The organism is Geodermatophilus sp. CPCC 205761, assembly GCF_051383655.1.
GTDB lineage: Bacteria > Actinomycetota > Actinomycetes > Mycobacteriales > Geodermatophilaceae > Geodermatophilus.
This window is the reverse complement of sequence record NZ_JALPKQ010000030.1, coordinates 41,281-67,517: the sequence shown is the minus strand read 5'-3', so window position 1 is coordinate 67,517 and position 26,237 is coordinate 41,281. Positions and strand designations below refer to the sequence as shown.

Genomic DNA, 26,237 nt, shown 5'->3' with positions numbered 1-26,237 from the left:
AACCCGTGACGCGCACCCTGGAGGTCCCGGGTGCCGTGCTGACCTACGACGTCCGTCCCGGCCGCGGGCGGGGCCGCCGCGGGCGCGGCGTGCGCCCACCACCACAGCGTCCACGCCCAGGCGGTGGTGCAGGCCCCCTGGACCGCGAGGTGCGCGGCCAGCTGCCCGCGGCTGCCCACGGCCACCAGCAGGGCGGCGGCCGCGGCGGCGCAGGCCGCACCCGTGACCGCGGTGGGCCGGCGGGTGCGCGCGTCCATGCCCAGCCCGGCGGCCAGCGCGAGCAGGTACAGGGCGCTGAGCGCGACGGCCGCACCGCGGGCGGCGGCCGGGCCGCCGGGCGGCACGGTGCAGAGGGCGGCCAGCCCGCCGCAGGCGACGGCGGTGGGGATCACGGCCGGTCGCTCGTCGGCCCGGAGCAGCCCGGTGAGCAGGCACAGCGCCGCGGTGACGGCGAACAGCCAGGTGAGCGCCGTCCACCGCTCCTCGGCCAGCAACTGGACCAGGCACAGCACGATGAGCGTGGCGCAGGCGGCGGCGACCGGCGGCAGCACGACCCGGCGGGTCGCGCCGGTGAGCAGCGCCGCGGCGGCCGAGGCGACGCCCACGCCCAGGTAGCCGGCGAGCGGGACGGCCACCGGGCCGGGGGAGTGCAGGGCGGCGCCGACGGCGGCCCCGACCGCGATGCCCGCGAGGACGGGAACGGCCGAGGGGGGTCGCAGGAGGGGCCGCAGGATCGCCCGTTCGCGGGGGGCGAGCAGGGCGGCGGCGGACACGGCGGCCAGCACCACGGACACCCACCGGCCCGGGCCCGCGCCGGTCCAGGCCACGGTGACCGCACCGACGACCCCCGCGGTCCACCAGGCCAGGGCGGTGAGGAGGGCGAACCGGGCGACCACCGGACGCGCGGCGCACGCCGTCGCCAGACCGGCCAGGGCCGTGCCCACCGCCAGGCCGACCTCGGGCAGCCCGGTCGGCACCCCCTCGAACGCGCGCAGCACCGCCACCTGCGCCGCCGCCCAGGTGGCCAGCGGCCACACGGCCGGCCGGGGCAGCAGGAACCCCAGCACGGCGAACGCGCCGCCCACGACGACCAGCGGCCACACGCTCCCGGTGAGCACCGGACCCCGGGCGCCGACGGCGACCGCGGTCAGTGCGACCGCCGCGGTGGCGAACGCCTCCTCCGACCGCGGGAGGACGGCGACCGCGCCGGCCCACGACGCCAAGGCCGCCGCCGCGGCGAGACCGACGAGCCCGACCAGGATCCAGCTGCCGCCGAACACCGCGGTCAGCCCGGCGCCGGCGATCGCGACGAGGAGGACGCCGACGGCGAGCAGCCACTCCAGCCCCCGGACGCGATAGGCGAGCGGCGGAGGTGGCGCAGTGTCCACGGCGGCCCCCTCGCGCATCGGTTCCCCGCGCCCACCGTAGGGCCGGGGGTCCGGTGACACCCGGCGGCGGTCACCGCCGCGGGGCCGGCCGGGGGACCGCCGCCGCGGGGCTCAGCGCGCGAGGGGTGCCGGAGACCTCGACCCTGCGGCGAGCGCCCGTCCGATGCCGTGGGCCGTGGTGAGGAGCGCGGGGATCACCGCCGCGGCTCGCCCGTCCTCGTTCGGGATGATGACCGACAGCGCCGCCGCGACCTCGCCGTCGGCTCCCCAGATGGGGACGGCGACCCCCGCGGCCTCCTCGTGCACCCAGCCGCGCACCACCGAGTAGCCCCGGTACCGGGTCTCGGCCAGGAGGCGCCGCAGCTCGGCGGGGTCGGTCACGGTGAGCGGGGTCATGCGGCGCAGCGACCCGGCCAGGACCCGCTCCTGCACTCCCGCGCTGGCGTGGGCGAGCAGGACGAGCCCCGAGGAGCAGGCGTGGGCCGGCAGCCGGCTGGCGGTCCGGGTGATGTTGACGACCTCCGCTCCGCGCGCCGACTTCCGCTCGAGGTACAGCGCCTCGTCCCCCTCGAGCACCGCCAGCTGGGTGTGCTGTCGCACGGCCGCGTGCAGGTCGTCCATGAAGGGCATCGCGAGGTCCCGCAGCCCGACGGTCTCCGAGGAGCGCGAGGCCAGCTCCCACATCCGCAGGCCGACGCGTACCTGGCGGTCGCTGCCCTTCTCCAGCAGTCCCAGCTCGACGAGCTCGCCGACGAGCCGGTACGTCGTCGGTGTCGGGAGACCTGCGCGTCGCGCCACGGCGGCGACCGGGAGCGACCGGTGGTCGGCGTCGAAGACCTCGAGGATGCGCACCGCCCTCGTCAGCACGTTGTCCCGCGGTTCGGTGCCGGTCATGCCGAGAGCGTGACATGCGCCATGACCCCGGTCACCAGAACTTTCTCGGCACGTGAGAACGCTCGTGGTCACCCAGCGACGTGCGCCGCACAGTCCTCGTGCACGGACCGGCGAGCGGAGGGCGACGGATGAACGAGGGACAGCAGGTGCGGACGCACCTGGTCGGAGCGGAGGACGCCGGGGTGCCGCGGCAGGTGGACGCGGTCGTCGTCGGCGCCGGCTTCGCGGGGGTGTACGCCCTCCACCGGCTCCGCACGCTCGGCATGACCGTGCAGGTCTTCGAGGCCGGCAGCGACATCGGCGGCACGTGGTACCACAACCGCTATCCCGGGGCCCGGTGCGACATCGAGAGCCTCGACTACTCGTACTCGTTCGACGACGACCTCCAGCAGGAGTGGCACTGGACCGAGCGGTACGCCTCCCAGCCGGAGCTCCTCGCCTACATCCGCCACGTCGCGGACCGCTTCGACCTGTGGCGGGACATCCGCCTGGACAGCCGCGTGGACGAGGCGTCCTTCGACGAGGAGACCTCGCGGTGGACGGTGCGCACCGACGACGGCGTGCTGGTCACGGCGCGCTTCTGCATCCTGGCCACGGGCGTGCTCTCGGTGGCCCAGGTGCCGGACGTCCCCGGCCTGGACACCTTCCGGGGTCAGTGGTTCCACACCGGCGACTGGCCGCACGAGGGCGTGGACGTCACCGGCAAGCGGGTCGGCGTCATCGGCACCGGGTCCTCGGGCACCCAGCTGATCCCGCTGGTGGCCGACCAGGCGGCCCACCTCACGGTCTTCCAGCGCACGGCGAACTTCTGCATGCCGGCTCAGAACCACCCGATGATCGAGCAGGTCGAGCGGGAGTGGAAGGCGGAGTACCCGGAGCGCCGCGCCAAGGCCCGCGTCTCCGGCTTCGGGCACAACCAGCTGTCGAACCCGAAGAAGGCCATGGAGGTCTCGGCGGAGGAGCGGCGGCGGGAGTTCGAGCTGCGCTGGCAGCTGGGCGGGCTGTACATGATGCGGGCCTTCTCCGACATCCTCGTCGACCCGGTCGCCAACGAGGAGTGCGCCGAGTTCGTCCGCGGCAAGATCCGCGAGATCGTGGCCGACCCCGAGGTGGCGGAGCTGCTCAGCCCGAGGGGCTTCCACTTCGGCACGAAGCGGCTGTGCTCCGGCACCGGCTACTACGAGACGTTCAACCGCGAGAACGTGAGCCTGGTCGACGTCCGGTCGGCGCCCATCGAGCGGATCACGCCGACCGGGCTGGCGACGACGGACCGCACCTACGAGCTGGACGTGCTCATCTTCGCCACCGGCTTCGACGCGATGACCGGCTCCATGCTGAAGATCGACATCCGAGGGGTCGGCGGCCGCACGCTGCGGGAGAAGTGGGCGCACGGTCCGCGCAGCTACCTCGGGGTGGCTCCCGCGGGCTTCCCCAACCTGTTCATCGTGGCCGGGCCGGGCAGCCCGTCGGTCTTCAGCAACATGGTGAACAGCATCGAGCAGCACGTCGAGTGGATCACCGACCTGCTCGAGCACGCGACGCTCCAGGACGCCCGCCGGGTCGAGGCCACCGAGGAGGCCGAGCAGGCCTGGGTCGAGCACGTCAACGAGGTGGCCGGCAGGACGCTCTACCCCCGGTCGCCGAACTCCTGGTTCTTCGGCGCCAACACCCCCGGCAAGCCACGGGTCTTCATGCCCTACGTCGGTGGTGTGGGGACCTACCGGCAGATCGCCGGCGACGTCGCCGCGAAGGACTACGAGGGCTTCGTGATCGCGTGACGGGAGCCGCCGTCCCCCGCCCAGACAGCACCCCCGAGAGAGAAGGAAACCGGTGAAGCGATCACTGAGGTCACGAGCGACGCTGACGATGGCCACTGCCCTGTGCGTCCTGTCCGTGGCGGCCTGCGGCGGCTCCGCCGAGGACGCCGAGGCAGCAGGGGCCAGCACGGGCGGAGGGGGCCCCGAGACCACGGACGTCAGCGTCGGCGTGCAGCCCTTCGCCGAGGTCTCGGCGTTCTACGTGGCGATGCAGGAGGGCCTGTTCGAGGACGAGGGGCTGACGGTCACCCCGCAGGTCGCGGGCGGCGGCGGTGCCGGGCTGATCCCCGGGCTGGTCTCCGGTGAACAGCAGTTCGCCTACAGCAACTACGTGTCGGTCGTGCAGGCCGCGTCGGAGGGACTGCCGCTCAAGGTCGTCCGTGAGAACGACCGGCCCGGTGTCCAGGGGCTGTACACCCTGCCGAACAGCGGGATCAGCGCACCGGCCGACCTGGCCGGCAAGCGCATCGCGATCAACGGGCTGGGCAACATCATGGAGCTCACCACGCGCGCCGCCCTGGACGACGCCGGTGTCGACCCGGACAGCGTCACGTTCGTCGAGCTGCCGCCCCCGGACTTCCTGACGGCGCTGGGCTCGGGCAACGTCGACGCCGCCTGGCTGGTCGAGCCGTTCGTGAGCATCGGCACCGACACGCAGGGGGCCCAGCTGGTGCTCGACGTGTTCGCCGGGCCGACCGAGGACCTGCCGGTGGCGGGGTGGGTGACCTCCGCCCAGTTCGCGGCCGAGAACCCGGAGACCGTGGCCGCCTTCGAGCGGGCCATGGACGCCGCCGTGCAGATGGTCGCCGACGACCCAGCCCTCGTGGGCGAGGTCGTCCCCACGTACACCCAGCTCCCGCCGGAGGTGGCGGCCGGCCTCAACCCGATCGCGTTCGCGGTCGAGAGCGAGCCGGCGGACATCAGCCAGGTCGAGGAACTGATGCGTGAGTACGGGTTCATCGAGGAACAGGTGGACACGGGCGAACTGGTCCTCGCGGACGACTGACCGCGGCGCGCCGTGGCCCCGGCTCGTGGGACCGGGGCCACGAGCCGTCGCGGGGAGCGCCGGCCGGGCGGGCCGTCGTCGTCCCACCACAGCGGGGCTCACGGACGGGAGGACGGGCGTGCGGGTCGCGATCGCGGGCGGTGGCGTCGGGGGGCTGGCTGCGGCCGCGTTCCTCCACCGGAGGGGCATCGAGGTCACCGTCCACGAGCAGGCGCAGGAGTTCCGTGAGATCGGGGCGGGCCTGGTCGTCGCGCCGAACCTCATGCGGCTGCTGCGGCTTCTGGACCTGCACGAGGGCGTCGCCGCGAAGGCCGTGCGGCTCGAGGTGGGCTGGGAGTTCCGTCGGTGGGAGGACGGACGGGTGCTCTTCCAGCAGCCGCTCGACGACTCCGCCGCCATGTACGGCGAGGACACCTGGGTCATCCACCGTGCCGACCTGCTGGCGCTGCTGCGCTCGGCGGTTCCCGCCGCGGCTCTGCACCTCCGTGCCCGCGCCGAAGGGGTGGAGCAGGATGCCGACGGCATCCGGCTCCGGCTGGCCGACGGCACGTCCGTGGCCGCCGACGCGGTGATCGGCGCGGACGGTGTGCACTCGGTCCTGCGGGGTGCCGTGACCCGGGCGGAGCCCCCGCGCTACTCGGGACTGTGCGCGTGGCGCTCGCTCGTGCCGGCGGAGCGCGCGCCGGAGCTGGCCCGCCGACCGGTCCAGACCCTCTGGCTCGGGCCGGAGCACCACCTGGTGCACTATCCGGTCTCCAGCGGGCGCCTGGTCAACCTGGTGGCCTTCTCGCCGGCCGGGGACTTCGCGGTGGAGTCGTGGGAGTCCCGGGGGCGGGTCGAGGACCTCGCGGCCGAGTTCGCCGGCTGGGATCCCCGGCTGGAGGCACTCGTGGCGGCCGCGGGCGAGGTCGGCCGGTGGGCCCTGCTGGACCGCGAACCGATCGGCACGTGGACGTCCGGACGGCTGGCGCTGCTCGGCGACGCCGCTCATCCGATGTTCCCGTTCTTCGCCCAGGGTGCGGCGCAGGCGGTGGAGGACGCCGCGGTACTGGCCGTCTGCCTGGCGGAGCCCGGGATGACCGTCCCGGAGGCGCTGGCCTTCTACGAGTCCGTGCGGGGGCCTCGCGCGGCCCGCGTGCAGACGGCCAGCCGGGGGCGACAGGGCCACCACCACCTGCCCGACGGCCCGGAGCAACGGGCCCGGGACGCCGCCTTCGCCACGGACGATCCGCTGGCCCACAACGCCTGGCTCTACGCTCACGACGCGCTGCAGGCGGCGCACCAGGCGGTCGCGGAGCGGCGCGGCGGATGAGCGGGGGGAGTCACCGCATCTCGGTCACCCAGGCGACCGCCTCGCGCGCCTGCTGACGTCGGCGTTCGTAGGTGGCGCCGACCACCAGGAGGAGCAGCCCGGCCGTGGCGAGGGTGACCCACCGCGGCAGCAGCGGCGCGTACGGCGTCAACCGGCCCAGCACCACGAACGCCAGCGCGGCCGCCCCCACGACGAACGGTGCCTGGCGGTGCGCCAGCGTGCCTGCCACGGTGAGCGCCGCGGCGGCCGCGACCACGCCGACCAGCCGCAGGGCCGTCGGCTCGGCGACGACGACCAGCGTCGACGGGACCAGCGCCACCACGGCCGCCGGCCCCTCCGCCGCCCAGGAGCGCGCCCCGGCGCGCACCTGCGGCAGGGCGACCAGCAACAGCGCCGCCGCGGCCGGCAGGGTGTACGCCTCCACGGCGTCGACCGAGGCCCCGGCCGTGGCGATCCAGCCGGCGACCACGAGTTCGCCCACGGCGGCCACGGCCACCGGCCGGCGTCGGACCACGAGCGCGTAGCACCCGGCCGCCGCCCCGGCGAGGGCCAGCTGCACACCGACCTGCCCCCAGGCTCCTGCGGTCGCGGTGCTGAGGCCCGCGGCCACGCCCGCGACGGCGCCGCACGCGGCGGCCACCGGCTCCTCCCGCTCGGGAGCACGGAGCGCGGCGACGGCGAACGCTCCGGCCGCGACCAGCGCCACGAGCAGGCCGGCGGCCGGCGAGGACAGCGAGCCGTCCTCGCGCGCCAGCAGGGCCGCGGCGACGGGGAGCAGCAGCGCGGCACCGGTGGCGTGCGGCCGGAGGGCAGGGAGCCGGACGGCGGCCGTCGCCGCCGGGACGACGGCGGCCAGGACCACCAGCGCGAGGACGTCGAACCGTCCCTCGCCGTAGCGCAGCAGGGCCTCACCGGCCGCCAGGACCACTCCACCGGCGAGCAGCCCGCTGCGCGCCACGGGCCGGGCGGCGAGCAGGACGGCGGCGGTGAGCAGGACGGTGCCCAGGCCGGCCGCGGCGAGCCACCCCGCCGTGCCGTAGCGCTCCAGCGACCCGGCCAGCGCGAGGGCCGCGACGGCCGCCGCGCTCCCGGCCACGACCGGCGCGGGGGTCAGGTGGGCGGCCAGTCGCGCGTCGCGGAGCAGCACGAGAACGACGCCGCCGGCCGCCGTCAGCAGGACGGTCGTCGTCCAGGAGTCGACCGGCCCCCGCTCCCACGCGGAGAGCGTGCCGCCGAACGCGGCAGCGGCGGCCCACCCTGCCGCCAGCACCCGCGCGGACGGCGTGACGGCGGGGCGCACCCGGAGCAGCACCAGCACGTCGAGGAGGGCGACCCCCAGCGCGGCCGCCACCCCGGCCGGCCCGACGACGGCGTCGGCCGGCAGCAGCAGGAGCGGAACCGGCTGGGCGGCGACGAGGGCGACCAGCGGCCAGGTGACCGTGCTCCGGGTGGCCCGGCCGAGTCCCAGCGCGACGCCGGCGACGACCGTGCACGAGATCGCCGTCCACAGCCGCAGGGGGACGCCGTCCAGGCCCCACAGGCCCAGCGCGCGGGCCGCCCCCAGGTCGACGGCGAGCAGCGCGGCCCCTGCCGCGGCGAGCGCCTCCTCGGTGGCCCGCAGCCCGCGCCGAGCCGTCCACGCGGACACCGCGCACGCCGCCGCGGTGACGGTGAGCATGACGAGGGACTGGAAGGCCGGCCCCAGCCGGGTCCAGGCCACCGCGACGAACGCGATGGCGGCGGCCACGACCAGCAACGCGCCCAGCCCGAGCAGCACCTGCTGCGGGCTGACCGGCCGGCGCGGCGTCCGCGGAGGCGGCGGCGGGAGCGGAGCAGCCGGCCCGGGCGGAGCAGCGGGGAACGGCGGCGCCGGGAAGGGCGGCGGAGCCGGCCACGCAGGCGGGGCGGTGGGCAGAGGCGGGGCGGTGGACGGCGGCGTGGCCGGGCGGGCGGTCGCCCGCAGCGTGGCCAGCAGCTGCTCGCGGTCGCGAGCCAGTTCGTTGATCGTCGTGCCGATGCGGGCCACCACCCGCGCCGCCTCGCCGGCGGCGGGCAGCCCGCAGGAGGGGCAGGGAGCGGGGCCCGGCCCGTCGGTCGGCCGGCCGCACACCGGGCACGGAGGGCCCCACGACGTCCCGTTCGGCGAGGTCATGCCGGGATCCTGGCCCGGCGGCCGCCGCCGTGGGAGGGGTCGTCACCCACCTGTGGACGGCGGTGCCGCCGATGTCACCCCGGAAGTCGGCGCCCGACGGCCGGAGGAGCGCCTACCCTGGGATCAGTGATCACGACGACCGGCCTCGAGCTGCGCGCCGGCGCCCGCGTCCTCATCAGTGAGGCCGCCCTGCGCGTGCAGCCCGGTGACCGCATCGGCCTGGTCGGCCGCAACGGCGCCGGCAAGACCACCACCCTCACCACGCTCGCCGGCGAGCGGCTCCCGCACGCGGGCCGGGTGGAGGTCACCGGGGAGATCGGCTACCTGCCGCAGGACCCGCGCAGCGGCGACCTGGACATCACCGCCAGCGACCGGGTGCTCTCCGGCCGCGGCCTCGACGCCCTCCGCGCGCAGATGACCAAGGCCCAGATCGCGATGGCCGAGCCCGCCGACGACGCCGAGCGCGACCGCGCGGTGCGACGCTACGGCCGGCTCGAGGACCAGTTCGCCGCCCTCGGCGGGTACGCCGCCGAGAGCGAGGCGGCCCGCATCTGCACGGCGCTGGGGCTGCCCGACCGGGTGCTCGTCCAGCCGCTGCGCACCCTCTCCGGCGGCCAGCGGCGTCGCGTGGAGCTGGCCCGCATCCTGTTCTCCGACGCCGAGACGCTGCTGCTCGACGAGCCCACGAACCACCTGGACGCCGACTCGATCACTTGGCTGAAGAGCTTCCTGGGCGCGCACAAGGGCGGTCTCATCGTCATCAGCCACGACGTGGAGCTGCTCGACGCCGTCGTCAACAAGGTCTGGCACCTGGACGCCAACCGGGCCACCGTCGACATCTACAACCTCGGCTGGAAGCCCTACCTCGCGCAGCGGGAGACCGACGAGCGGCGGCGCAAGCAGGAGCGGGCCAACACCGAGCGCAAGATCGACGCCCTGAGCGCGCAGGCCGACCGGATGCGCGCCAAGGCGACGAAGGCCAAGGCGGCGCAGAGCATGGACAAGCGCGCCCAGCGGCTGGCCTCCGGGCTGGAGGCCGTGCGGGTGCAGGACCGGGTCGCCAAGCTGCGCTTCCCGACCCCCACCGCGTGCGGGCGGACGCCGCTCACGGCGGAGGGCCTGTCGAAGAGCTACGGGTCGCTGGAGGTCTTCACCGACGTCGACCTCGCCGTCGACCGGGGCACGCGGGTCGTCGTCCTGGGCCTCAACGGCGCCGGCAAGACGACGCTGCTGCGCATGCTGGCCGGCACGGAGGTGCCCGACACCGGCGAGGTGAAGGCCGGCCACGGCCTGCGGGTGGGCTACTACGCCCAGGAGCACGAGACGATCGACCTCGACCGCTCCCTCCTCGAGGTGATGCGGTCCGCGGCGCCGGACAGCACCGACACCGAGCTGCGGCGCATCCTCGGCGCGTTCCTGTTCTCCGGCGACACCGTCGACCAGCGGGCCGGCACGCTGTCCGGCGGCGAGAAGACCCGGCTCGCGATGGCCACGCTGGTCGTCTCGGGCGCCAACGTGCTGCTCCTCGACGAGCCGACCAACAACCTCGACCCGGCCAGCCGCGAGCAGGTGCTGGACGCGCTGCGGACCTACACCGGCGCGATCGTGCTCGTCACCCACGACGAGGGCGCGGTGCGGGCACTGAACCCCGACAAGGTGATCCTGCTGCCCGACGGCACCGAGGACAGCTGGAGCGAGGACCTCGCCGACCTGGTCGAGCTGGCCTGACGCCGTCCCGGCCGGAGCCGTCCCCGCACCGGTCGTAGCGCATCTGGCATCGAGTGATCGCTTCGCGTCGCGCGTCCGGGGGTGCTGGGTGATCATGGACCGCGGGATGCCGTGGCCAGTGGGGCCCGGCGCCAAGGGGACGAGCAGCCACAGCGGACCGGCGGGGTCCGTGGCCGGTTGCTGACGGAGGGGAGTCATGGCCGACTCGAGCACTGCGGACCTCGGCAAGGGCAAGCGCATCACCGGCGGTGACCGGTCGTCGCTCGCCGACGAGCTGCGCAAGCGGTACGACGGCGGCGAGAGCATCCGCTCGCTGGCGACCTCGACGAACCGCTCGTACGGGTTCGTCCACCGCCTCCTGTCGGAGTCCGGTGCGACGCTCCGCAGTCGCGGGGGAGCGAACCGGAACAGCAAGAAGAGTTGACCCCGGAGGACCACGACGGGTGGGTGAGGACGGCGCGGGACGGCGCCGTCCTCACCGTCACCCTCGACCGCCCCGACCGGCTCAACGCGCAGACGCCCGCCACCTGGGCCGCCCTGGCCGCCGTCGGGAACTCGCTGGACGACGAGATCCGGGTCGTCGTGGTGCGCGGTGCGGGCCGCTCGTTCTCCGCGGGCCTGGACCGCGACCTGTTCAGCACCGACCCCGGCACCCCGGGCGGGCTCGGGGAGCTCGGCCGGCTGACGGCCGGGGAGGTGCAGGAGCGGATCCGCGGCTACCAGGCCGGGTTCCGCTGGCTGCGCTCGCCGGGGATCGTCTCGGTGGCCGGGGTGCAGGGGCACGCGATCGGGGCCGGTGCCCAGCTGGCGCTCGCCTGCGACCTGCGGGTGCTGACCGCGGACGCCGCGCTGCGGCTGCCGGAGGCGTCGCTCGGGCTGGTCCCGGACCTCACCGGCACCAGCACGCTGGTCGAGCTGGTCGGCTACTCGCGGGCGCTGGAGATGTGCCTGACCGGCCGGGCCGTCGGCGCCGCCGAGGCGCTCGCGGCCGGGCTGGCCAACCACGTCGTCCCGGCCGAGGGGCTCGACGCCGCCGTCGCGGAGCTCGTCACGGCGATCACCGCCGCACCGGCCGGCGCGAGCCGGGAGACCGCCGCGCTGCTCCGGGCCGCGGTGCGCAACGACCCGGCCGCGCAGGACGCCGCGGAACGGGCGGCACAGGTCCGGCGGCTGGCCGAACTCGTCGGAGGTCGCTGACATCCTGGGTGCGGAACAGGCCACCGGGTGGTGGTGTTGGCCCGACGACGGATGGAGGTGACGTGGACGTGCACGGTTCGATGACCTCCATGGCGACGATGCGGTCGTTCCGCCGCGACCCGTCGGTCGCCGCACGGGAGCTGCCCCCGGGCACGGTGCGCCGCATCCTCGGGGTGGCCCGGCCCTACCAGCGCGACCTCACCTGGTTCGTGCTGCTGGTGGTCGGTTCGTCGCTCATCGGCGTGCTCACGCCGCTGCTGGCCGGGCAGATCATCAACCGGATCGCGGGCCTGGAGGGCACGGCCGGCGACATCGTCCGCATCGCGCTGCTCATCGCCGGGCTGGCCGTCGTCGACGCCGGCATCTCCCTGGCCACCCGCTGGTTCTCCGCCCGCATCGGCGAGGGCGTCATCTACGACCTGCGCAGCAAGGTGTTCGAGCACGTCCAGCGGATGCCCGTCGCCTTCTTCACCCGCACCCAGACCGGCGCGCTGGTGAGCCGGCTGAACAACGACGTCATCGGTGCCCAGCAGGCGTTCACCTCGACCCTGTCGGGGGTGCTCTCCAACGCCATCGGCCTGGTGCTCACCGCCGGGGTCATGTTCAGCCTGTCGTGGCAGATCACCGCGCTGTCGCTCGTGCTCGTCCCCGTCTTCGTGCTGCCCGCGCGCCGCATCGGCCGGCGCCTGCAGGAGATCACCCGGGAGTCCTACGGGCTCAACGCGTCGATGAACGCCTCGATGACCGAGCGGTTCAACGTCGCCGGCGCGTTGCTGGTGAAGCTGTTCGGCCGGCCCCACGCCGAGGCGGAGGCCTTCCGCGGCCGGGCGGCCCGGGTGCGCGACATCGGCGTCCTGTCGGCCATGTACGGGCGCACCTTCTTCACCGCGCTCACCCTGGTCGCCGCCCTGGCCACCGCGCTGGTCTACGGCATGGGCGGCTGGCTGGCCTTCACCGGCTCGCTGAGCCCCGGCGACGTCGTCGCGCTGGCCCTGCTGCTGTCCCGGCTGTACGGGCCGCTGACCGCGCTGGCGAACGTCCGGGTCGACGTCATGAGCGCGATGGTGAGCTTCGACCGCGTCTTCGAGGTGCTCGACCTGGAGCCGATGATCCGCGAGGAGCCCGACGCCGTGCCGCTGCCGGCCGACGACCGGTCCATCGAGTTCGAGCACGTGTCGTTCAGCTACCCGTCGGCGGCCGAGGTGTCGCTGCCGTCGCTGGAGGACGTGTCGCTGCCCGAGCACGGCGGGCCGACGGCGGTGCTGCACGACGTCTCCTTCCGCGTCGAGCCGGGGCAGCTGGTCGCGCTGGTCGGGCACTCCGGCGCGGGCAAGTCGACGATCGCCAACCTGGTTCCCCGGCTGTTCGACGCGACCAGCGGGACCGTCCGGGTGGGCGGGCTCGACGTCCGGTCGGCCACCCTGGCCTCGCTCCGCGACGCGATCGGGGTGGTGAGCCAGGACGCGCACCTGTTCCACGACACGATCCGCGCCAACCTGCTCTACGCCCGGCCCGAGGCCTCCGAGGAGGAGCTGTGGGCGGCGCTGACCGGCGCGCGGATCGGCGGGCTGATCCGGTCCCTGCCCGACGCCCTGGACACGGTCGTCGGTGACCGCGGCTACCGGCTCTCCGGCGGGGAGAAGCAGCGGCTGGCGATCGCCCGCGTGCTGCTCAAGGCGCCCGGCATCGTGATCCTCGACGAGGCGACCGCGCACCTGGACAGCGAGTCGGAGGTGGCGGTGCAGCACGCGCTGGACACCGCGCTCACCGGCCGGACGTCGCTGGTGATCGCGCACCGGCTGTCCACGATCCGCAGCGCCGACCAGATCCTCGTCGTCGACGACGGTCGCATCGTGGAGTCGGGCACGCACGGTGAGTTGCTGGCGCTCGGTGGACGCTACGCCGACCTCTACCGGACCCAGTTCGCCGTCGGCGAGGGGCGGACGGTCGGCGCAGCCTGACCACTACCGTCACTCCTGTCGCAGTACCGCACAGAGGAGACAGCGCGTGACGTCAGCGCACCCCGCCGAAACACAGATCTGCGCGCTCTACGCCTCCTTCCTCGACGGCTGGAACCGGCGCAGCGGCGCAGCGGTCGCAGCCGGCTTCGCCGACGACGGCGACATCATCGGCTTCGACGGCAGCCACCACCGCGGCCGGCTGTCGATCGCCGCCGACCTCCGCCAGGTGTTCGGCAGCCACCAGACCCCGTCCTACGTCGGCGTCGTCCGGTCGGTCCGGCCGGTCGCGCCCGGCGTGGCCGCGCTGCTCGCGCACGCCGGGATGATCCCGGCCGGCGCGAGCGACTTCGACCCGGACCTGCACACGGTGCACACGATGGTCGCCGTGGACCAGGGGGGCGGCCGCTGGCGGATCTCGCTGTTCCAGTCGACGCCGGCCGCCTGGCACCAGCACCCGGAGGCCCGTGAGGCGCTGACCCAGGAGCTGCGCGGGTTGCTGGCCCCCCAGTGACCCCGGCGACCGGCGTCCCCGTGCTGGTCACCGCCGAGGAGCTGCGGGCCCGCCGCAGCCGGACGGTGCTGCTCGACGTCCGCTGGGCGCTGGGCGACCCGCACGGCCGCGAGCACCACTCCACCGGCCACCTGCCGGGGGCGGTCTTCGTCGACCTCGAGACCGAGCTCAGCGACCCGCCGTCCCCGTCGGCCGGGCGGCACCCGCTGCCCTCGCTGCAGCGGCTGCAGTCGGCCGCGCGGCGGTGGGGCATCCACGACGGCGACCCGGTCGTCGCCTACGACGACACCGGCGGGCTGGCCGCGGCGCGGGCCTGGTGGTTGCTGCGCTGGGGCGGGCTCCGCGACGTCCGGTTGCTCGACGGCGGCCTGGCCGCGTGGGTCCGCGCGGGCGGGTCACTGCAGCGCGGGGCGGTGACCCCCGAGCCGGGCGACGTGACGCTGACCGGCGGTGGCCTCCCGGTGCTGTCGATCGAGGAGGCGGCGGCCCTGCCCGGGGCGGGCGGCGTGCTCCTCGACGCGCGGGCGGCGGAGCGCTACCGCGGCGAGATCGAGCCGGTAGACCCGCGCGCCGGCCACGTGCCCGGCGCGGTCAGCGCACCGACGACGGAGAACCTCGCCGCGAACGGCAGCTTCCTGCCCGCCGACGTCCTGGCCGCGCGCTTCGCCGGGCTGGGCGCCACCCGCGGCCGGCCCGTGGCCACGTACTGCGGCTCCGGTGTCGCCGCCGCGCACGAGGTCGCGGCGCTGGCGGTGGCGGGCGTCGAGGCGGCGCTGTGGCCGGGGTCGTGGTCCGAGTGGGCCGCCGACCCCGGCCGGCCGGCGGCCACCGGCGCCGACCCCGGCTGAGCCGGGCCCGCGTCAGAGCTCCGACACCGGGCGGGGCGGCGCCGCCGTGATCGGGTTCGGTCCGACGTCGTTGCCGTCGACGACCCAGAACTGGTGCATCATGTCGTGGTCCTCGTGGACGGTGTTGTGGCAGTGGATCATGTACCGGCCGGTGTGCGGACCGAAGCGCGCCACGATCCGGATCTTCTCGTTCTCCCCGAGGTAGACCACGTCCTTCGGTCCGTTCTCGTACACCTGCACCCGCCCGCGGCCGTCGGTGCGGCTGATGATCCGGAAGTCGACGAGGTGCAGGTGGATGGGGTGGAACCACCCGCCGGAGTCGTTGATGAGATCCCACACCTCGACGGTGTTGCGCTGCGGACGGGCGATCGCGTTCTCGAAGTTGGAGTCCTCGACGTCCTCCCAGGTGAGACCGTTGATCGTCCACTCGCCGCCCTGGCGCTCGAACCGCAGCGTCCTGCGCGCCACGGCGTTGCGCGGGTCGAGCGCGAGCACACCCTGGGGATCCACCCGCGGCCAGCCCGCGAGGTCCAGGGGGGCGTCGCTCCCGCCGGGGTCGGTGCCGACCCGGAAGGCCATCACCCGGTCGGTGAAGTCGAAGTCGATCGTGTTGTCGACGCGGTTGTTGCGCAGCTCGACCCGCTGGCCTGCGAAGCGGGAGAAGTCGATGAGGACGTCGTAGCGCTCGGCCATGCCGAGCCGCAGCCGCTGCACGTCGACCGGCTGGCTGACCAACCCGCCGTCGGTGCCGACGACCGTCATCGGCAGCCCGCCGGTCAGCTGGAGGTCGTAGCCCCGGGACATGGAGGCGTCCAGGATCCGGAACCGGTACCGCCGGGGCCGGACGGGGACCTCCGGCCACGGCACGCCGTTGACCAGGATCACGTCGCCCATGAGGCTGGACTCGCTGTTGTCGTCGAAGAGGAGGTCGCCGTTGGACTTGAAGGCGGCGTCGCTGATGATCAGCGGCAGGTCGAACTCGTCGTCCACGGGCAGCCCGAACGTCGGCTCGCCCTCGGCCGGCAGCAGGTGGTACTGCGACGCGAGGCCCGTGTAGACGTTCTCCGCCGTGAAGTGCCACGCGTGGTCGTGGTACCAGAGGGTCCGCGCGTCCTCGTTGTTGTCGTACTGGTAGTCCTTGGAGAACCCCGGCCGGGTGAGGTCGTTCGCGTAGCCGTCGAACTGCGGCAGCGACGGCGATCCGTGCAGGTGCGTCGACGTCGAGAACTCGTGACCGAAGAGCGGGTGGCGGGCAGGCAGGCGGTTGATCTGCCGCATGGTGAGGAGTTGGTTGCGCCGGACTTTGAGCGTGGGCCCGGGGAAGGTGCCCACCATCCCCGGTTGGCGGTACACCCACAGCCGCGTCGAGGGTGCCGGACGCGGCAGGACCTGCAGCCGCGTCTGCGCCTGTTCGAGGGTCACCGACGCCCGGCCGGGTGTCGCCCCGACCCGGATGATCGGCGGCTGCGGGTAGTCGGTCTGCGGCACGTAGGGGCGCGGCATGAGCCTCTCGTCCAGCTCTGACAACCGTTTTCCCGAGAGGGAGACGGTGTAGGGGAGGGCGAGGGCCGCGCTGCCCACGAGCCCCAGCTTGAGCACGTCGCGGCGGTTGAACGTGTGGTCGGTCATGACGGTCTGCTCCCGGTTCGTGCTCCCCGAACGGCGTGGACTCCCCGTGCACGGAAGCCTCACCCGGATCCGGAACAGGTCCGAGCCGTTGCTGGGGGATCCGGTCACCCCCGCATCGGGTGGAGTCGAAGGACCCGGTGCGCGGGGACCGTCGGACGGCACGGGGCCACCACCCCTCCGACCTGCGGAAGCGCTGCGCCCACGAGGCGAACGACCTCAGGCGGGCGGCTGACCGGGGACGCGTACGCCCGCCGGCGCCGCGGCGGATCGTCGGTCTCAGACGAGCGGCGGGATCGGCGGGGCCGGCAGGTTCCGGGGCGGATCGGCCAGGATCGGGTCCGGCCCGGCGCCCTGACCGCCGACCCAGAACTGGGTCATCATGTCGTGGTCCTCGTGCGTGACGTTGTGGCAGTGCATCATGTAGCGCCCGGCCCGGCGGACCTCCGGTACACCGGGCGGCGTGACGAGCGAGCCGAACTCGGCGATGATGCGCACCACGTTGCCCTCGCCGACGTAGACGGTGTCCTTCGGCCCCTGCTCCTGCGGTCGGGGCGGCCGGCCGTTGCGGTCGAGGACCTTGAAGTCGACGAGGTGCACGTGGATCGGGTGGAACCACCCGCCGGAGGTGTTCTCGAGCTCCCAGATCTCGACGTCCCCGACCCGGGGTTCGGCGATCGTCTTGCGGAACTCCGACCGGATGACGTCGTCCCACGTCTGGCCGTCGACGACCCACTCGCTGCCCTGCCGCTCGAACCGGATCCGGCGGGTCTTCACGGCCTGCTCCGGCCTGAGAGCCATGACCGGTGACAGCGGTGCCAGCGTCGCGGGCAGGACGTTGTTGGTCGCGTCGCCCACGGTCTGGCCGACCTGGAAGGCCATGACCTTGTCGGTGTCGTCGTAGTCGATCGTGTTGTCGGGCTCGATGTTGCGCAGCTCGATCCGCTGGCCCCGGTACGGCGCGAAGTCGATGACGAGGTCGTACCGCTCCGCCATGCCGACCAGGAGCTCGTTGACCGGGATGGGCCGCTGGACCAGCCCGCCGTCGGTCCCGATGACGTTCAGCGGGGCGTTGTTGGAGAGCCGGAACCGGAAACTGCGGGCGTTGGTCGCGACGAGCAGCCGGAACCGGTACTTGCGCGGTTCGACCGGCATCAGCGGCCACGGGACGCCGTTGACCAGGACGACGTCGCCCATGTGTCCCGAGTCGCTGCGGTTGTCGAACAGGAGCTCGCCGGTCGCGGTGAACGCGACGTCGCTGACGATCAGCGGGACGTCGTACGTGCCGCGGGGCAGCCCGAGCCGGTTCTCCGCGGGGTCGAGCACGTGGTACTGCGCCGCCAGGCCCATGTACACGTTCTCGGAGGTGTGGCCCACGCAGTGGTCGTGGTACCAGAGGGTGCGGCCGGGCTCGAGGTTGTCGTAGAAGTAGTCCTTGAACTGGCCCGGCAGCGAGATGTCGTTGGCATACCCGTCGTACTGCGGCAGGGACGGCGCCCCGTGCAGGTGGGTCGACGTCCAGGGGATGTAGTCGAGGGTGGGGTGCTTGGCCGGCAGTCTGTTGATCTGCCGGACGACGATCGGGTTCAGCCGCTGCGCCCGGATGGTGGGCCCCGGGACCGTGCCGTTGTAGGCGAACAGCGTCGTCTTGATCCCCGGCAGGATCTCCCGCCTGACCTGGCTCTGCGTGATCTCGTAGACGTCCCGGCCGCCGTCCCTCCCGACCGGCTGCAGGACCGGCGGCCTGCGGAACGCGAGGGTGTAAGGCCGGGGGATCCTGTTCTCCGCCAGCTCGGACACGCGATTGGCGGCCAGCGGGCCCGGCAGGAACGGGATGGTCAGGGCTGCGGCCCCCAGCGCGCCGACCTTCAGGGCGTCGCGGCGAGTGACCTCTGGTCTCGGGTCCATGAGCGTGCCTCCGGTGTCGTGCCCCCGTCCACGACCACGGTCCCTTCGCTCTTCCCCCCTCCCCAGCCGCAGCGGGGGGAGGGGGTCACCCCCGCAACGGGGGGTGCGTCGCCCGGTCGGGGGACGCACCCCGGTCCGGGGACGACCCCGGCACCCGGCGCAGCACGCCGGTGACCGCCACCCCGTGGCCCAGCGCCCCGTCCTCCCGGCGGTGCAGACCCAGCTCGACGATCCGGCCGTCACTCGGGTCCTCGGGGCGGTCGTCCCCGGCGGCGCCGAGCAGCCGGGCCAGCGCGTCGACGGTCGGCTGCCACAGCCCCGGCCAGTTGCACCCGGGCGGGACCGCGTAGGACAGCTGCAGGGAGACCGGCCCGGCGGCCAGCGGCGCCTGCCCGGCCAGCTGCTCGCGCACCTGCGCGGTGAACTCGGCGGACCCGACGGAGGTCGTCGCGCGGGCGACGAAGGTGCGGTCGCCGGACGGCGGCGGCACGGGCTCGGCGGCCGCGGCGCGCAGCGAGGAGTCCTCGCCCGGCGCCTTGGTCGCCCAGACACTGGCGACGTCCCACCCGGCGTGCGAGCCGAGCCACTCGACCAGCGGGGTCACGTAGCGGCACAGCGCGTACTGGTCGAGCAGCCGGACGTCGTCGGGCAGCCCGACGTCCAGGCGCAGCGCCAGGGGCCCGGGTCCGCCGGGTGCCGGCCCCAGCACCCGCTCGGCGTGGGTGAGGAAGGCCCGGGCGTGCACCTGGTCGGGGTGGCCGGTGGACATCCATCCGGCCAGCCGCGGAGCGATCCCGAGCGGGGAACCGGCCCCCTCCGGGCGGGCGAAGAAGACGGCGTCGCTGCCCATGCGACGAGCGTCGTCCGCCGGGCCCGGTCGGACAACCGGACCCGGCGGAGCGGGGGTCAGGCCGCCACGGCGGCGGGGGCGGGGGCGGACGGAGCCGGCGGACGGCGGCGCGCCACCGCCGCTCCGATCGCGCACAGGACCAGCCCCGCGACGACCCAGGCGGTGAGCACGAGGACCGGCGTCCCGCCGCCGGCCCTGTCGAACCAGGAGACCGACCGCAGCAGCGATCCGGTCGCCCCGGGCGGCAGCAGCTGGCCCAGCGTGCCCCAGCCGGAGGGCAGCAGCTCCGGCGCCGTCGCGATGCCCGACAGCGGGTTTCCCAGCAGCACCACGGTGGCGGCGCCGACGGCGAACCCCGGCGTCCCGGCGAGCGACTCCAGGCCGAGCAGGACCAGTGCGGTGGCCGCGATGCCGAGGGCGACGACCCCGGTCACGGTCCACCAGCCGCCGCCCAGCGAGCCGAGCCAGCTGCCGAGGACGGTGGCGGTCACCATCCCGCCGACCACCGCCATGCCCAGCGCCGCGGCGATGCGCTGCCGGACGCGGGGGAGCAGCCGGGAGGTCAGCGCGGCGGTGATGATGCCGCCGATCGCCAGGGGCAGCGCCCCGGCGGCCAGGCCGGCGCCGCGTGGATCGGACTCCGGGGCGGGGACGACGTCCTCCACCGGGACCGGTGTGCCGGTCGCGGCCCCCAGACCGGCGGCGATCTGCGTCAGCGACTGGGCCACCACCGGGCTCCCCGCGGACGCGACCAGCACGCGGGGCGGTGCGCCCGGGGCGACGACCACCGCGCCGTAGACCTCCCGGTCCCGGATCGCGGCCAGCGCCGCCGCCTCGTCAGGCACGGACCGGACCTCGAGCGCGCCGGGCCGCTCGCCGGCGAGGGCCTGCGTGAGGGAGGCGGTGGCGGCGGCCGGTCCGGCGACGGCGACGGGCAGGTCCCGCGGCGCCGACCGCACGGCGGGCCAGGCGAAGGCGGTGAGCAGGACGGCGATCAGCACCGCGAAGAGGACGAGCAGCCCGGGGACGACTCGGGCCGCTGAGCGGGTGGGGGTGGCAGACATGAGGCGCTCCACGTCAAAACGAATGACCGTTCTCTTGCGGTCGCCAGCGTCCTCCGCCGCGTGGGGTGCGTCAAGAACGAACGTCCGATTTAAGATTCGGGCATGCCCCGGGTCTCCGAAGAGCACCTGACCGCGCGCCGCGAGCAGATCCTCGACGCCGCCGTCGTCCGGTTCGCCGAGAACGGCTTCCAGGCCACCGGGATGGCCGAGGTGATCGCCGAGTCCGGCCTGTCCGCGGGCGCGGTGTACCGCTACTTCGCCAGCAAGGACGACCTGATCCGCGCCATCGTCGACCGCGTCATGGGGCAGGCGGTCGCCCACTTCGACCGGTGGCTGGCCGCCGCCGACGACCCGGATCCCGCCGAGGCGGTCGCGGCGGCGGTCGATCTCGTCGCGTCGGTCGCCGGGCGGGGGCCGGTCGACGTCACGCGGGTCGCCGTCCAGGCGTGGGCGGAGGCGCTGCGCAACCCGGCGGTGCGCGAGGTCGCCCGCGGCGCGTACGGCGGGATCCGCGGCCGGCTGCACGAGGTGGCGGTGCGGGCCCAGCGGGCCGGGCGGCTGCCGGCCGACGCCGACCTGCACCACGTGTCGGCGGCGATGTTCGCCCTCGTGCTCGGCTTCCTGGTGCAGCGGCTGCTGCTCGGCGACGTCGCCGCGCCCGGCTACGCCGACGCCGTGCGGGTGCTGTTCGCCGGGCCGGCCGGCGGCGGTCAGGCGGCGGGGGAAACGACCGCGTCGTAGCGGTCCAGCAGCACGGCCGCGATCCGGTCGTCGGGCAGCAGGGGCGCGGTGACGACGTCGGCGCCGGCCCCGGCGAGCTTGTCGTGGAAGTGCCCGGGGGCCAGCAGGTAGGCGGCGAGCACCACCCGCGCGGCTCCGGCCCGCCGGGCGGCGGCGACCGCCTCGGGCACCGGCGGGCGGGCCGCCGAGCCGTAGCCGGTGGTCACCGGCCCCGCCCACCGACGCTGCAGCAGGGCGGCGGTGTCCGAGACGTCGGCGACCGACCGCGGGTCACTGGACCCGGCGGCGGCGAGCACCACGGCGGTTCCGGGGTCGGTGGGGTCGGCGCCGGCGGCGAGCAGCCGGTCGTGCAGGACGGCGACCAGCCGCGGGTCGGGTCCGAGCGGGCGGGCGGCCCGCGCGGTGTCGGCGGCCGCCACGGCGCGGGCGATGTCGACGTGCACGTGGTAACCGCCCGACAGGAGGAGCGGGACGACGACCGCGGTCCGGTCCCCGGCGGCCAGCCCGGCGACGACGTCGGCCACGGTCGGCGGCTGGACGTCGACGAAGGCCGCCGTCGTCACCAGGCCCGGGCGCAGCCGGCGGGCGGCGAGGGCCAGCTCGGCGACCAGCCGGCGGCCGGTGGGGTTGCGGGTGCCGTGCGCGCAGGCGACCAGCACCGGTGCGGTGTGGCCGGGCTTCACGGCGTCCGGAGCCGCCCGCCGTCGACGGCGACCATGGTGCCCGTGACGTAGGAGGCGGCCGGGGAGAGGAGGAAGGCGGCCACCCGGCCGAACTCCTCCGGCCGCCCGTAGCGCCGCAGCGGGATCGTCGCCTCGGTCGCGCGGCGGGCGGCGTCGGGGTCGGCCTTCCGGGAGTCGATCTGCACGGTCCGGTCGGTGGCGGTCGCGCCCGGCATGAGGCCGACGACCCGGATGCCGCGGGGGCCCAGCTGGTCGGACAGGTCCTTGGCCATCATCGCGATGCCCGGCCGCAGCCCGTTGGAGACGGCCAGGCCCTCCAGCGGCTGGCGCACCGAGGTGGAGAGGACCAGGCCGATCGCCGCGCCCTCGCCGAGGTGCGGGACCAGCGCCTTCACCAGCCGGATCGGGCCCAGCAGCAGGCGTTCGACGCCGTCCCGCCAGTGCTCCTCCGCGGTGTCCAGGACCGTGCCGGGGGCCGGTCCGCCGACCGACAGCAGCGCGCCGTCGAGGCGGCCCAGCCGGTCCAGCGCCGTCTCGACCAGCCGGTCGGCAGCATCGGGGTCGCCGAGGTCGGCCGCCTCGCCGAACGCGGCCGGCGCCCCGCCGAGCTCCGCGGCGGCCGCGGCGACGGCGCCGGCGTCCCGGGCGCTGACCAGCACCCGGGCGCCGTCGTCGACCAGGGGCCGGGCGGTCGCGAACCCCAGCCCCCGGCTCGCGCCGGTGAGCAGGTAGCCGCGACCGCCGAGCCCCAGGTCCATCAGGCGGCGGAGCCCCGCAGCGAGCGCAGGACGTACTGCATGATCCCGCCGTTGCGGTAGTAGTTCGCCTCGCCGGGGGTGTCGATCCGGACGCGGGCGTCGAACTCCACGTCGCCTGCCTTCACCTTCACCGTGCGCGGGACGTCGCCGTCGTTGAGCGCGGTGATCCCGGTGATCGTGAACTCCTCGTCGCCGGTCAGGCCGAGCGACTCGCGGTTCTGGCCCTCGGGGAACTGCAGCGGCAGCACGCCCATGCCGATGAGGTTGGAGCGGTGGATCCGCTCGTAGCTCTCGGCGATGACCGCCTTCACCCCGAGCAGCGCCGTCCCCTTGGCCGCCCAGTCGCGCGACGAGCCGGAGCCGTACTCCTTGCCGGCCAGCACCACCAGCGGGATGCCGGCGTCGATGTAGGCGCGCGAGGCCTCGTAGATCGACGTCGTCTCGCCGGTGAGGTGGTTCTTGGTGACGCCACCCTCGGTGCCGGGGACCAGCTGGTTGCGCAGCCGGATGTTGGCGAACGTGCCGCGGATCATCACCTCGTGGTTCCCGCGCCGGGACCCGTAGGAGTTGAAGTCGCGCCGGTCCACACCGTGCTCGCGCAGGTACTGCCCCGCGGGGCTGTCGGCCTTGATCGAGCCGGCCGGCGAGATGTGGTCGGTGGTCACCGAGTCGCCGAGGACCGCGAGGGTGCGGGCACCGGTGATGTCCTCGACCGGCGAGGGCTCGGCCGGCATGCCGTCGAAGTACGGGGGCTTGCGGACGTAGGTGCTCTGCGGGTCCCAGTCGAAGGTGTTCCCGGTCGGCGTGGGCAGGTTCTGCCACTGCTCGGTGCCGGCGAAGACGTCCTCGTAGCTGCGGCCGAACTGCTCGGCCGAGACGGCGTGGTCGATGACCCGCTGGACGTCCTGCGGGGAGGGCCAGATGTCGCGCAGGAAGACGTCGTTGCCGTCGGGGTCCTGGCCGAGCGGGTCGTTGTTCAGGTCGACGTCCATCGAGCCGGCCAGCGCGTAGGCGATCACCAGCGGCGGGCTGGCCAGGTAGTTCATCTTGACGTCCGGGTTGATCCGGCCCTCGAAGTTGCGGTTGCCCGAGAGCACGGACACCACGGCGAGGTCGGCCTCGTTGACCGCGGCCGACACCGGCTCCGGCAGCGGGCCGGAGTTGCCGATGCAGGTGGTGCAGCCGTAGCCGACCAGGTAGAAGCCCAGCTTCTCCAGGTACGGGGTGAGCTCGGCCTTCTCGTAGTAGTCCATGACGACCTTGGACCCGGGGGCCAGCGTCGTCTTCACCCACGGCTTGGAGGTCAGGCCCCGCTCGACGGCGTTCTTCGCCAGCATCGCGGCGCCGATCATGACCTGCGGGTTGGACGTGTTCGTGCAGGAGGTGATCGCGGCGATCACGACGTGGCCGTGGTCGATCTCGGTCTCCGTGCCGTCCTCCATGACCACGCGGGTCGGCTTGGAGGCCCGGTTCCCGTCCACCGGGCCGTGGGAGGCGCCGTGCGGCTTGCCGGAGTCGCCGTTGCCGTGGGCGAAGGGGCTGGCCGGGTCGGAGGCCGGGAAGGTCTCCTCGACCGCCTCGTCGACGCTGGAACTCGCGTTCGCGGCGTCGTCGGGGTCGCTGTCGCCGTTCGGCGCGTAGGTCGGCAGCGCCTCCCGGAACGACGCCTTGGCGTCGGTGATCGCGACGCGGTCCTGCGGGCGCTTCGGGCCGGCGATCGACGGCACGACGGTGGCGAGGTCGAGTTCGAGGTACTCGGAGAAGGCCGGCTCGCGCGAGGCGTCGTGCCAGAGGCCCTGCTCCTTGGCGTAGGCCTCGACCAGCGCCACCTGCTCCGCGCTGCGGCCGGTGAGCTGCAGGTAGGTGATGGTCTCCTCGTCGATGGGGAACATCGCCGCGGTGGAGCCGAACTCCGGGCTCATGTTGCCGATCGTGGCGCGGTTGGCCAGCGGCACCGCCGAGACGCCCTCGCCGTAGAACTCGACGAACTTCCCGACCACGCCGTGCTGCCGCAGCATCTCGGTGATGGTGAGGACCAGGTCGGTCGCGGTGGCGCCGTCGGGCAGCTGCCCGGAGAGCTTGAAGCCCACGACCCGCGGGATCAGCATCGACACCGGCTGGCCGAGCATCGCGGCCTCGGCCTCGATGCCGCCGACGCCCCAGCCCAGCACGCCCAGGCCGTTGACCATCGTGGTGTGGGAGTCGGTGCCCACGCAGGTGTCGGGGTAGGCGATGACCCTGTCGCCCTCCTGACGCGGGAAGACCACGCGGGCCAGGTGCTCGATGTTGACCTGGTGCACGATGCCGGTGCCCGGCGGGACCACCTTGAAGTCGCTGAAGGCGCCCTGGCCCCAGCGCAGGAACTGGTAGCGCTCGCCGTTGCGCTCGTACTCGATCTCGACGTTGCGCTCGAAGGACTCCGGGGTGCCGAAGACGTCGGCGATGACGGAGTGGTCGATGACCAGCTCGGCCGGGGCGAGCGGGTTGATCTTCTGCGGGTCGCCGCCGAGCTCCGCCATGGCCTCGCGCATCGTGGCGAGGTCGACGATGCAGGGGACACCGGTGAAGTCCTGCATGACCACGCGGGCCGGGGTGAACTGGATCTCCTGGTCCGGCTCGGCGTTCGGGTCCCAGTTCGCCAGCGCGCGGATGTGGTCGGCGGTGATGTCCGCGCCGTCCTCGGTGCGCAGCAGGTTCTCGAGGAGGACCTTCAGGCTGAAGGGCAGCTTCTCGGAGCCCTCCACCGCGTCGAGCCGGTAGATGTCGTAGTCGGTGCCGTCGACGGTGAGCGTCGACCGTGCCCCGAAGCTGTCCTTGCTGGCTGCCACTGCTCTGCGCCTACCCCTCGCTGGTCGATCGCGCTGATTGCCACCCCCGATCATCCCAGCCGCACCCCGGACCTGCGCAGGTGAGGCGACCCTTGCCTGCCCGGAGGCCGCGCCGGCCATACCGTGGACGGCGTGACGACCGGTGCCGTGCCCGACCCGCTGCCCGGCTGGCTGACCGCGGCGCAGCGGGTCACCGTGCTCACCGGCGCCGGCATCTCCACCGACAGCGGCATCCCCGACTACCGCGGACCCGACGGGCTGTGGACTCGGGACCCGGACGCCGAGAAGCTGGTCACGCTGTCCTACTACGTGGCCGACCCCGGGATCCGCCGCCGGGCCTGGCAGATGCGCCGCGACCTGCAGGTGGCCGACGTCCACCCGAACGCCGGGCACGCCGCGCTGGTGGAGCTGGAGCGGCAGGGCCGGCTGCGCGCCCTGGTCACCCAGAACGTCGACGGGCTGCACCGGGCCGCGGGCTCCTCACCGGAGCTGGTGCACGAGCTGCACGGCACGGTGCACGCGGTCGAGTGCCTCGGCTGCGGCGACCGGACGACGATGGCCGAGGCCATGGCCCGCATCGACGCCGGCGACCCCGACCCCGCCTGCCGGCTCTGCGGCGGCATCCTCAAGTCCGCGACGATCAGCTTCGGGCAGCTGCTGGACCCCGCGGTGGTCGCGGCGGCCGCGGCGGCCGCCACCGACTGCGACGTCTTCCTCGCCGTCGGCACCTCGCTCACCGTCCACCCGGCCGCCGGGCTCACCGACCTCGCGGCCGGCGCCGGCGCGCGGGTCGTCGTCGTCAACGCGGAACCCACTCCCTACGACGGGCTGGCCGACCTCGTCGTCCGGGAGCCGATCGGCACGGCGCTGCCGCGGCTGGTTGGCCCTGCCTGACCGGCCCGGCGCCCGCTAGCGTGACGGGGACCACGTCGAGCGGCTGACCGGCGCCGGAGCGCCCGGCGGCC

General features: G+C 74.5%; 20 protein-coding genes and 1 pseudogene. 11 read left to right on the top strand and 10 right to left on the bottom strand.

Annotation, left to right across the window (positions count from 1 at the left end):
* Positions 1-1,388 (bottom strand): annotated as a pseudogene (locus MY526_RS17875) (hypothetical protein); the annotation flags it as partial.
* Between the two features lie 111 nt (positions 1,389-1,499).
* Positions 1,500-2,282: an IclR family transcriptional regulator gene (locus tag MY526_RS17870; RefSeq protein ID WP_436704722.1), complete on the bottom strand. Its 783-nt coding sequence runs from the start codon at positions 2,280-2,282 to the stop codon at positions 1,500-1,502.
* Positions 2,283-2,410: 128 nt separating this feature from the next.
* Between MY526_RS17870 and MY526_RS17865 the strand changes: the two genes are divergently transcribed.
* The 3 genes from MY526_RS17865 (at position 2,411) to MY526_RS17855 (ending at position 6,417) form a co-directional block, all read left to right on the top strand.
* Positions 2,411-4,060, top strand: a complete 1,650-nt coding sequence (locus MY526_RS17865; protein ID WP_436693893.1) for a flavin-containing monooxygenase — start codon at positions 2,411-2,413, stop codon at positions 4,058-4,060.
* Positions 4,061-4,148: 88 nt separating this feature from the next.
* Positions 4,149-5,105, top strand: a complete 957-nt coding sequence (locus MY526_RS17860; RefSeq protein WP_436693892.1) for an ABC transporter substrate-binding protein — start codon at positions 4,149-4,151, stop codon at positions 5,103-5,105.
* Between the two features lie 118 nt (positions 5,106-5,223).
* Positions 5,224-6,417 carry an FAD-dependent monooxygenase gene (locus tag MY526_RS17855; RefSeq protein ID WP_436693891.1) on the top strand — a complete coding sequence of 398 codons (1,194 nt, stop codon included), beginning with the start codon at positions 5,224-5,226 and terminating at the stop codon, positions 6,415-6,417.
* A gap of 10 nt (positions 6,418-6,427) precedes the next feature.
* Here MY526_RS17855 and MY526_RS17850 read toward each other — a convergent pair whose 3' ends face one another.
* Positions 6,428-8,569: a DUF2157 domain-containing protein gene (locus MY526_RS17850; RefSeq protein ID WP_436704721.1), complete on the bottom strand. Its 2,142-nt coding sequence runs from the start codon at positions 8,567-8,569 to the stop codon at positions 6,428-6,430.
* A 126-nt stretch (positions 8,570-8,695) separates the two neighbouring features.
* Between MY526_RS17850 and MY526_RS17845 the strand changes: the two genes are divergently transcribed.
* The 6 genes from MY526_RS17845 to MY526_RS17820 all read left to right on the top strand — a co-directional run bounded on the left by MY526_RS17845 (position 8,696) and on the right by MY526_RS17820 (position 14,814).
* Complete coding sequence (locus tag MY526_RS17845; RefSeq protein WP_436693889.1) at positions 8,696-10,297, top strand: ABC-F family ATP-binding cassette domain-containing protein; 1,602 nt, start codon at positions 8,696-8,698, stop codon at positions 10,295-10,297.
* A 196-nt stretch (positions 10,298-10,493) separates the two neighbouring features.
* Positions 10,494-10,721: a helix-turn-helix domain-containing protein gene (locus tag MY526_RS17840; RefSeq protein ID WP_419750147.1), complete on the top strand. Its 228-nt coding sequence runs from the start codon at positions 10,494-10,496 to the stop codon at positions 10,719-10,721.
* A gap of 23 nt (positions 10,722-10,744) precedes the next feature.
* Entirely contained in the window at positions 10,745-11,494 is a 750-nt protein-coding gene (locus MY526_RS17835; protein WP_436693888.1) for an enoyl-CoA hydratase/isomerase family protein, read from the top strand.
* 62 nt (positions 11,495-11,556) lie between these two features.
* On the top strand, positions 11,557-13,455 hold the full coding sequence (locus MY526_RS17830) for an ABC transporter ATP-binding protein (protein ID WP_436693887.1): 1,899 nt from the start codon (positions 11,557-11,559) through the stop codon (positions 13,453-13,455).
* A gap of 46 nt (positions 13,456-13,501) precedes the next feature.
* Positions 13,502-13,966 (top strand): SgcJ/EcaC family oxidoreductase, encoded by a 465-nt coding sequence (locus tag MY526_RS17825; RefSeq protein WP_436693886.1) that lies wholly within the window; start codon positions 13,502-13,504, stop codon positions 13,964-13,966.
* Positions 13,963-14,814 (top strand): sulfurtransferase, encoded by an 852-nt coding sequence (locus tag MY526_RS17820; protein WP_436693885.1) that lies wholly within the window; start codon positions 13,963-13,965, stop codon positions 14,812-14,814. Before MY526_RS17825 ends, MY526_RS17820 begins: the two co-directional genes overlap by 4 nt.
* 12 nt (positions 14,815-14,826) lie before the next feature.
* Here the strand turns inward: MY526_RS17820 and MY526_RS17815 are convergent, their stop codons facing one another.
* The 4 genes from MY526_RS17815 to MY526_RS17800 all read right to left on the bottom strand — a co-directional run bounded on the left by MY526_RS17815 (position 14,827) and on the right by MY526_RS17800 (position 20,262).
* Positions 14,827-16,443: a multicopper oxidase family protein gene (locus tag MY526_RS17815; protein WP_436704720.1), complete on the bottom strand. Its 1,617-nt coding sequence runs from the start codon at positions 16,441-16,443 to the stop codon at positions 14,827-14,829.
* A gap of 276 nt (positions 16,444-16,719) precedes the next feature.
* On the bottom strand, positions 16,720-18,348 hold the full coding sequence (locus MY526_RS17810; RefSeq protein WP_436693883.1) for a multicopper oxidase family protein: 1,629 nt from the start codon (positions 18,346-18,348) through the stop codon (positions 16,720-16,722).
* 85 nt (positions 18,349-18,433) lie between these two features.
* Positions 18,434-19,198: a hypothetical protein gene (locus MY526_RS17805; RefSeq protein WP_436693882.1), complete on the bottom strand. Its 765-nt coding sequence runs from the start codon at positions 19,196-19,198 to the stop codon at positions 18,434-18,436.
* Positions 19,199-19,254: 56 nt separating this feature from the next.
* Complete coding sequence (locus MY526_RS17800) at positions 19,255-20,262, bottom strand: hypothetical protein (protein WP_436704719.1); 1,008 nt, start codon at positions 20,260-20,262, stop codon at positions 19,255-19,257.
* Between the two features lie 102 nt (positions 20,263-20,364).
* Between MY526_RS17800 and MY526_RS17795 the strand changes: the two genes are divergently transcribed.
* Positions 20,365-21,003, top strand: a complete 639-nt coding sequence (locus MY526_RS17795) for a TetR/AcrR family transcriptional regulator (RefSeq protein ID WP_436693880.1) — start codon at positions 20,365-20,367, stop codon at positions 21,001-21,003.
* On the opposite strand, the gene MY526_RS17790 is transcribed toward MY526_RS17795, so the two are convergent.
* From MY526_RS17790 to MY526_RS17780, 3 genes are read right to left on the bottom strand one after another with little or no spacing between them, the layout of a single operon-like run.
* Positions 20,973-21,686: a sirohydrochlorin chelatase gene (locus MY526_RS17790; RefSeq protein ID WP_436693879.1), complete on the bottom strand. Its 714-nt coding sequence runs from the start codon at positions 21,684-21,686 to the stop codon at positions 20,973-20,975. The two genes, MY526_RS17795 and MY526_RS17790, sit on opposite strands and share 31 nt — an antisense overlap.
* Positions 21,683-22,444: an SDR family oxidoreductase gene (locus MY526_RS17785; RefSeq protein WP_436693878.1), complete on the bottom strand. Its 762-nt coding sequence runs from the start codon at positions 22,442-22,444 to the stop codon at positions 21,683-21,685. Before MY526_RS17785 ends, MY526_RS17790 begins: the two co-directional genes overlap by 4 nt.
* Positions 22,444-25,272, bottom strand: a complete 2,829-nt coding sequence (locus MY526_RS17780) for an aconitate hydratase (RefSeq protein WP_436693877.1) — start codon at positions 25,270-25,272, stop codon at positions 22,444-22,446. The genes MY526_RS17785 and MY526_RS17780 overlap by 1 nt, the downstream gene beginning before the upstream one ends.
* Positions 25,273-25,404: 132 nt before the next feature.
* On the opposite strand from MY526_RS17780, the gene MY526_RS17775 reads away from it, so the two are divergent.
* On the top strand, positions 25,405-26,166 hold the full coding sequence (locus MY526_RS17775; RefSeq protein WP_436693876.1) for an SIR2 family NAD-dependent protein deacylase: 762 nt from the start codon (positions 25,405-25,407) through the stop codon (positions 26,164-26,166).
* The last annotated feature ends 71 nt before the right edge of the window (positions 26,167-26,237 follow it).

Bases quoted from the DNA above. Each gene is read 5' to 3' on its own strand.
- MY526_RS17840 (WP_419750147.1), top strand. From the start codon at position 10,494: ATGGCCGACTCGAGCACTGCGGACCTCGGCAAGGGCAAGCGCATCACC.
- MY526_RS17785 (WP_436693878.1), bottom strand. From the start codon at position 22,444: ATGGACCTGGGGCTCGGCGGTCGCGGCTACCTGCTCACCGGCGCGAGC.
- MY526_RS17800 (WP_436704719.1), bottom strand. From the start codon at position 20,262: ATGTCTGCCACCCCCACCCGCTCAGCGGCCCGAGTCGTCCCCGGGCTG.
- MY526_RS17850 (WP_436704721.1), bottom strand. From the start codon at position 8,569: ATGACCTCGCCGAACGGGACGTCGTGGGGCCCTCCGTGCCCGGTGTGC.
- MY526_RS17795 (WP_436693880.1), top strand. From the start codon at position 20,365: ATGCCCCGGGTCTCCGAAGAGCACCTGACCGCGCGCCGCGAGCAGATC.
- MY526_RS17865 (WP_436693893.1), top strand. From the start codon at position 2,411: ATGAACGAGGGACAGCAGGTGCGGACGCACCTGGTCGGAGCGGAGGAC.
- MY526_RS17805 (WP_436693882.1), bottom strand. From the start codon at position 19,198: ATGGGCAGCGACGCCGTCTTCTTCGCCCGCCCGGAGGGGGCCGGTTCC.
- MY526_RS17860 (WP_436693892.1), top strand. From the start codon at position 4,149: ATGGCCACTGCCCTGTGCGTCCTGTCCGTGGCGGCCTGCGGCGGCTCC.
- MY526_RS17870 (WP_436704722.1), bottom strand. From the start codon at position 2,282: ATGACCGGCACCGAACCGCGGGACAACGTGCTGACGAGGGCGGTGCGC.
- MY526_RS17815 (WP_436704720.1), bottom strand. From the start codon at position 16,443: ATGACCGACCACACGTTCAACCGCCGCGACGTGCTCAAGCTGGGGCTC.
- MY526_RS17810 (WP_436693883.1), bottom strand. From the start codon at position 18,348: ATGGACCCGAGACCAGAGGTCACTCGCCGCGACGCCCTGAAGGTCGGC.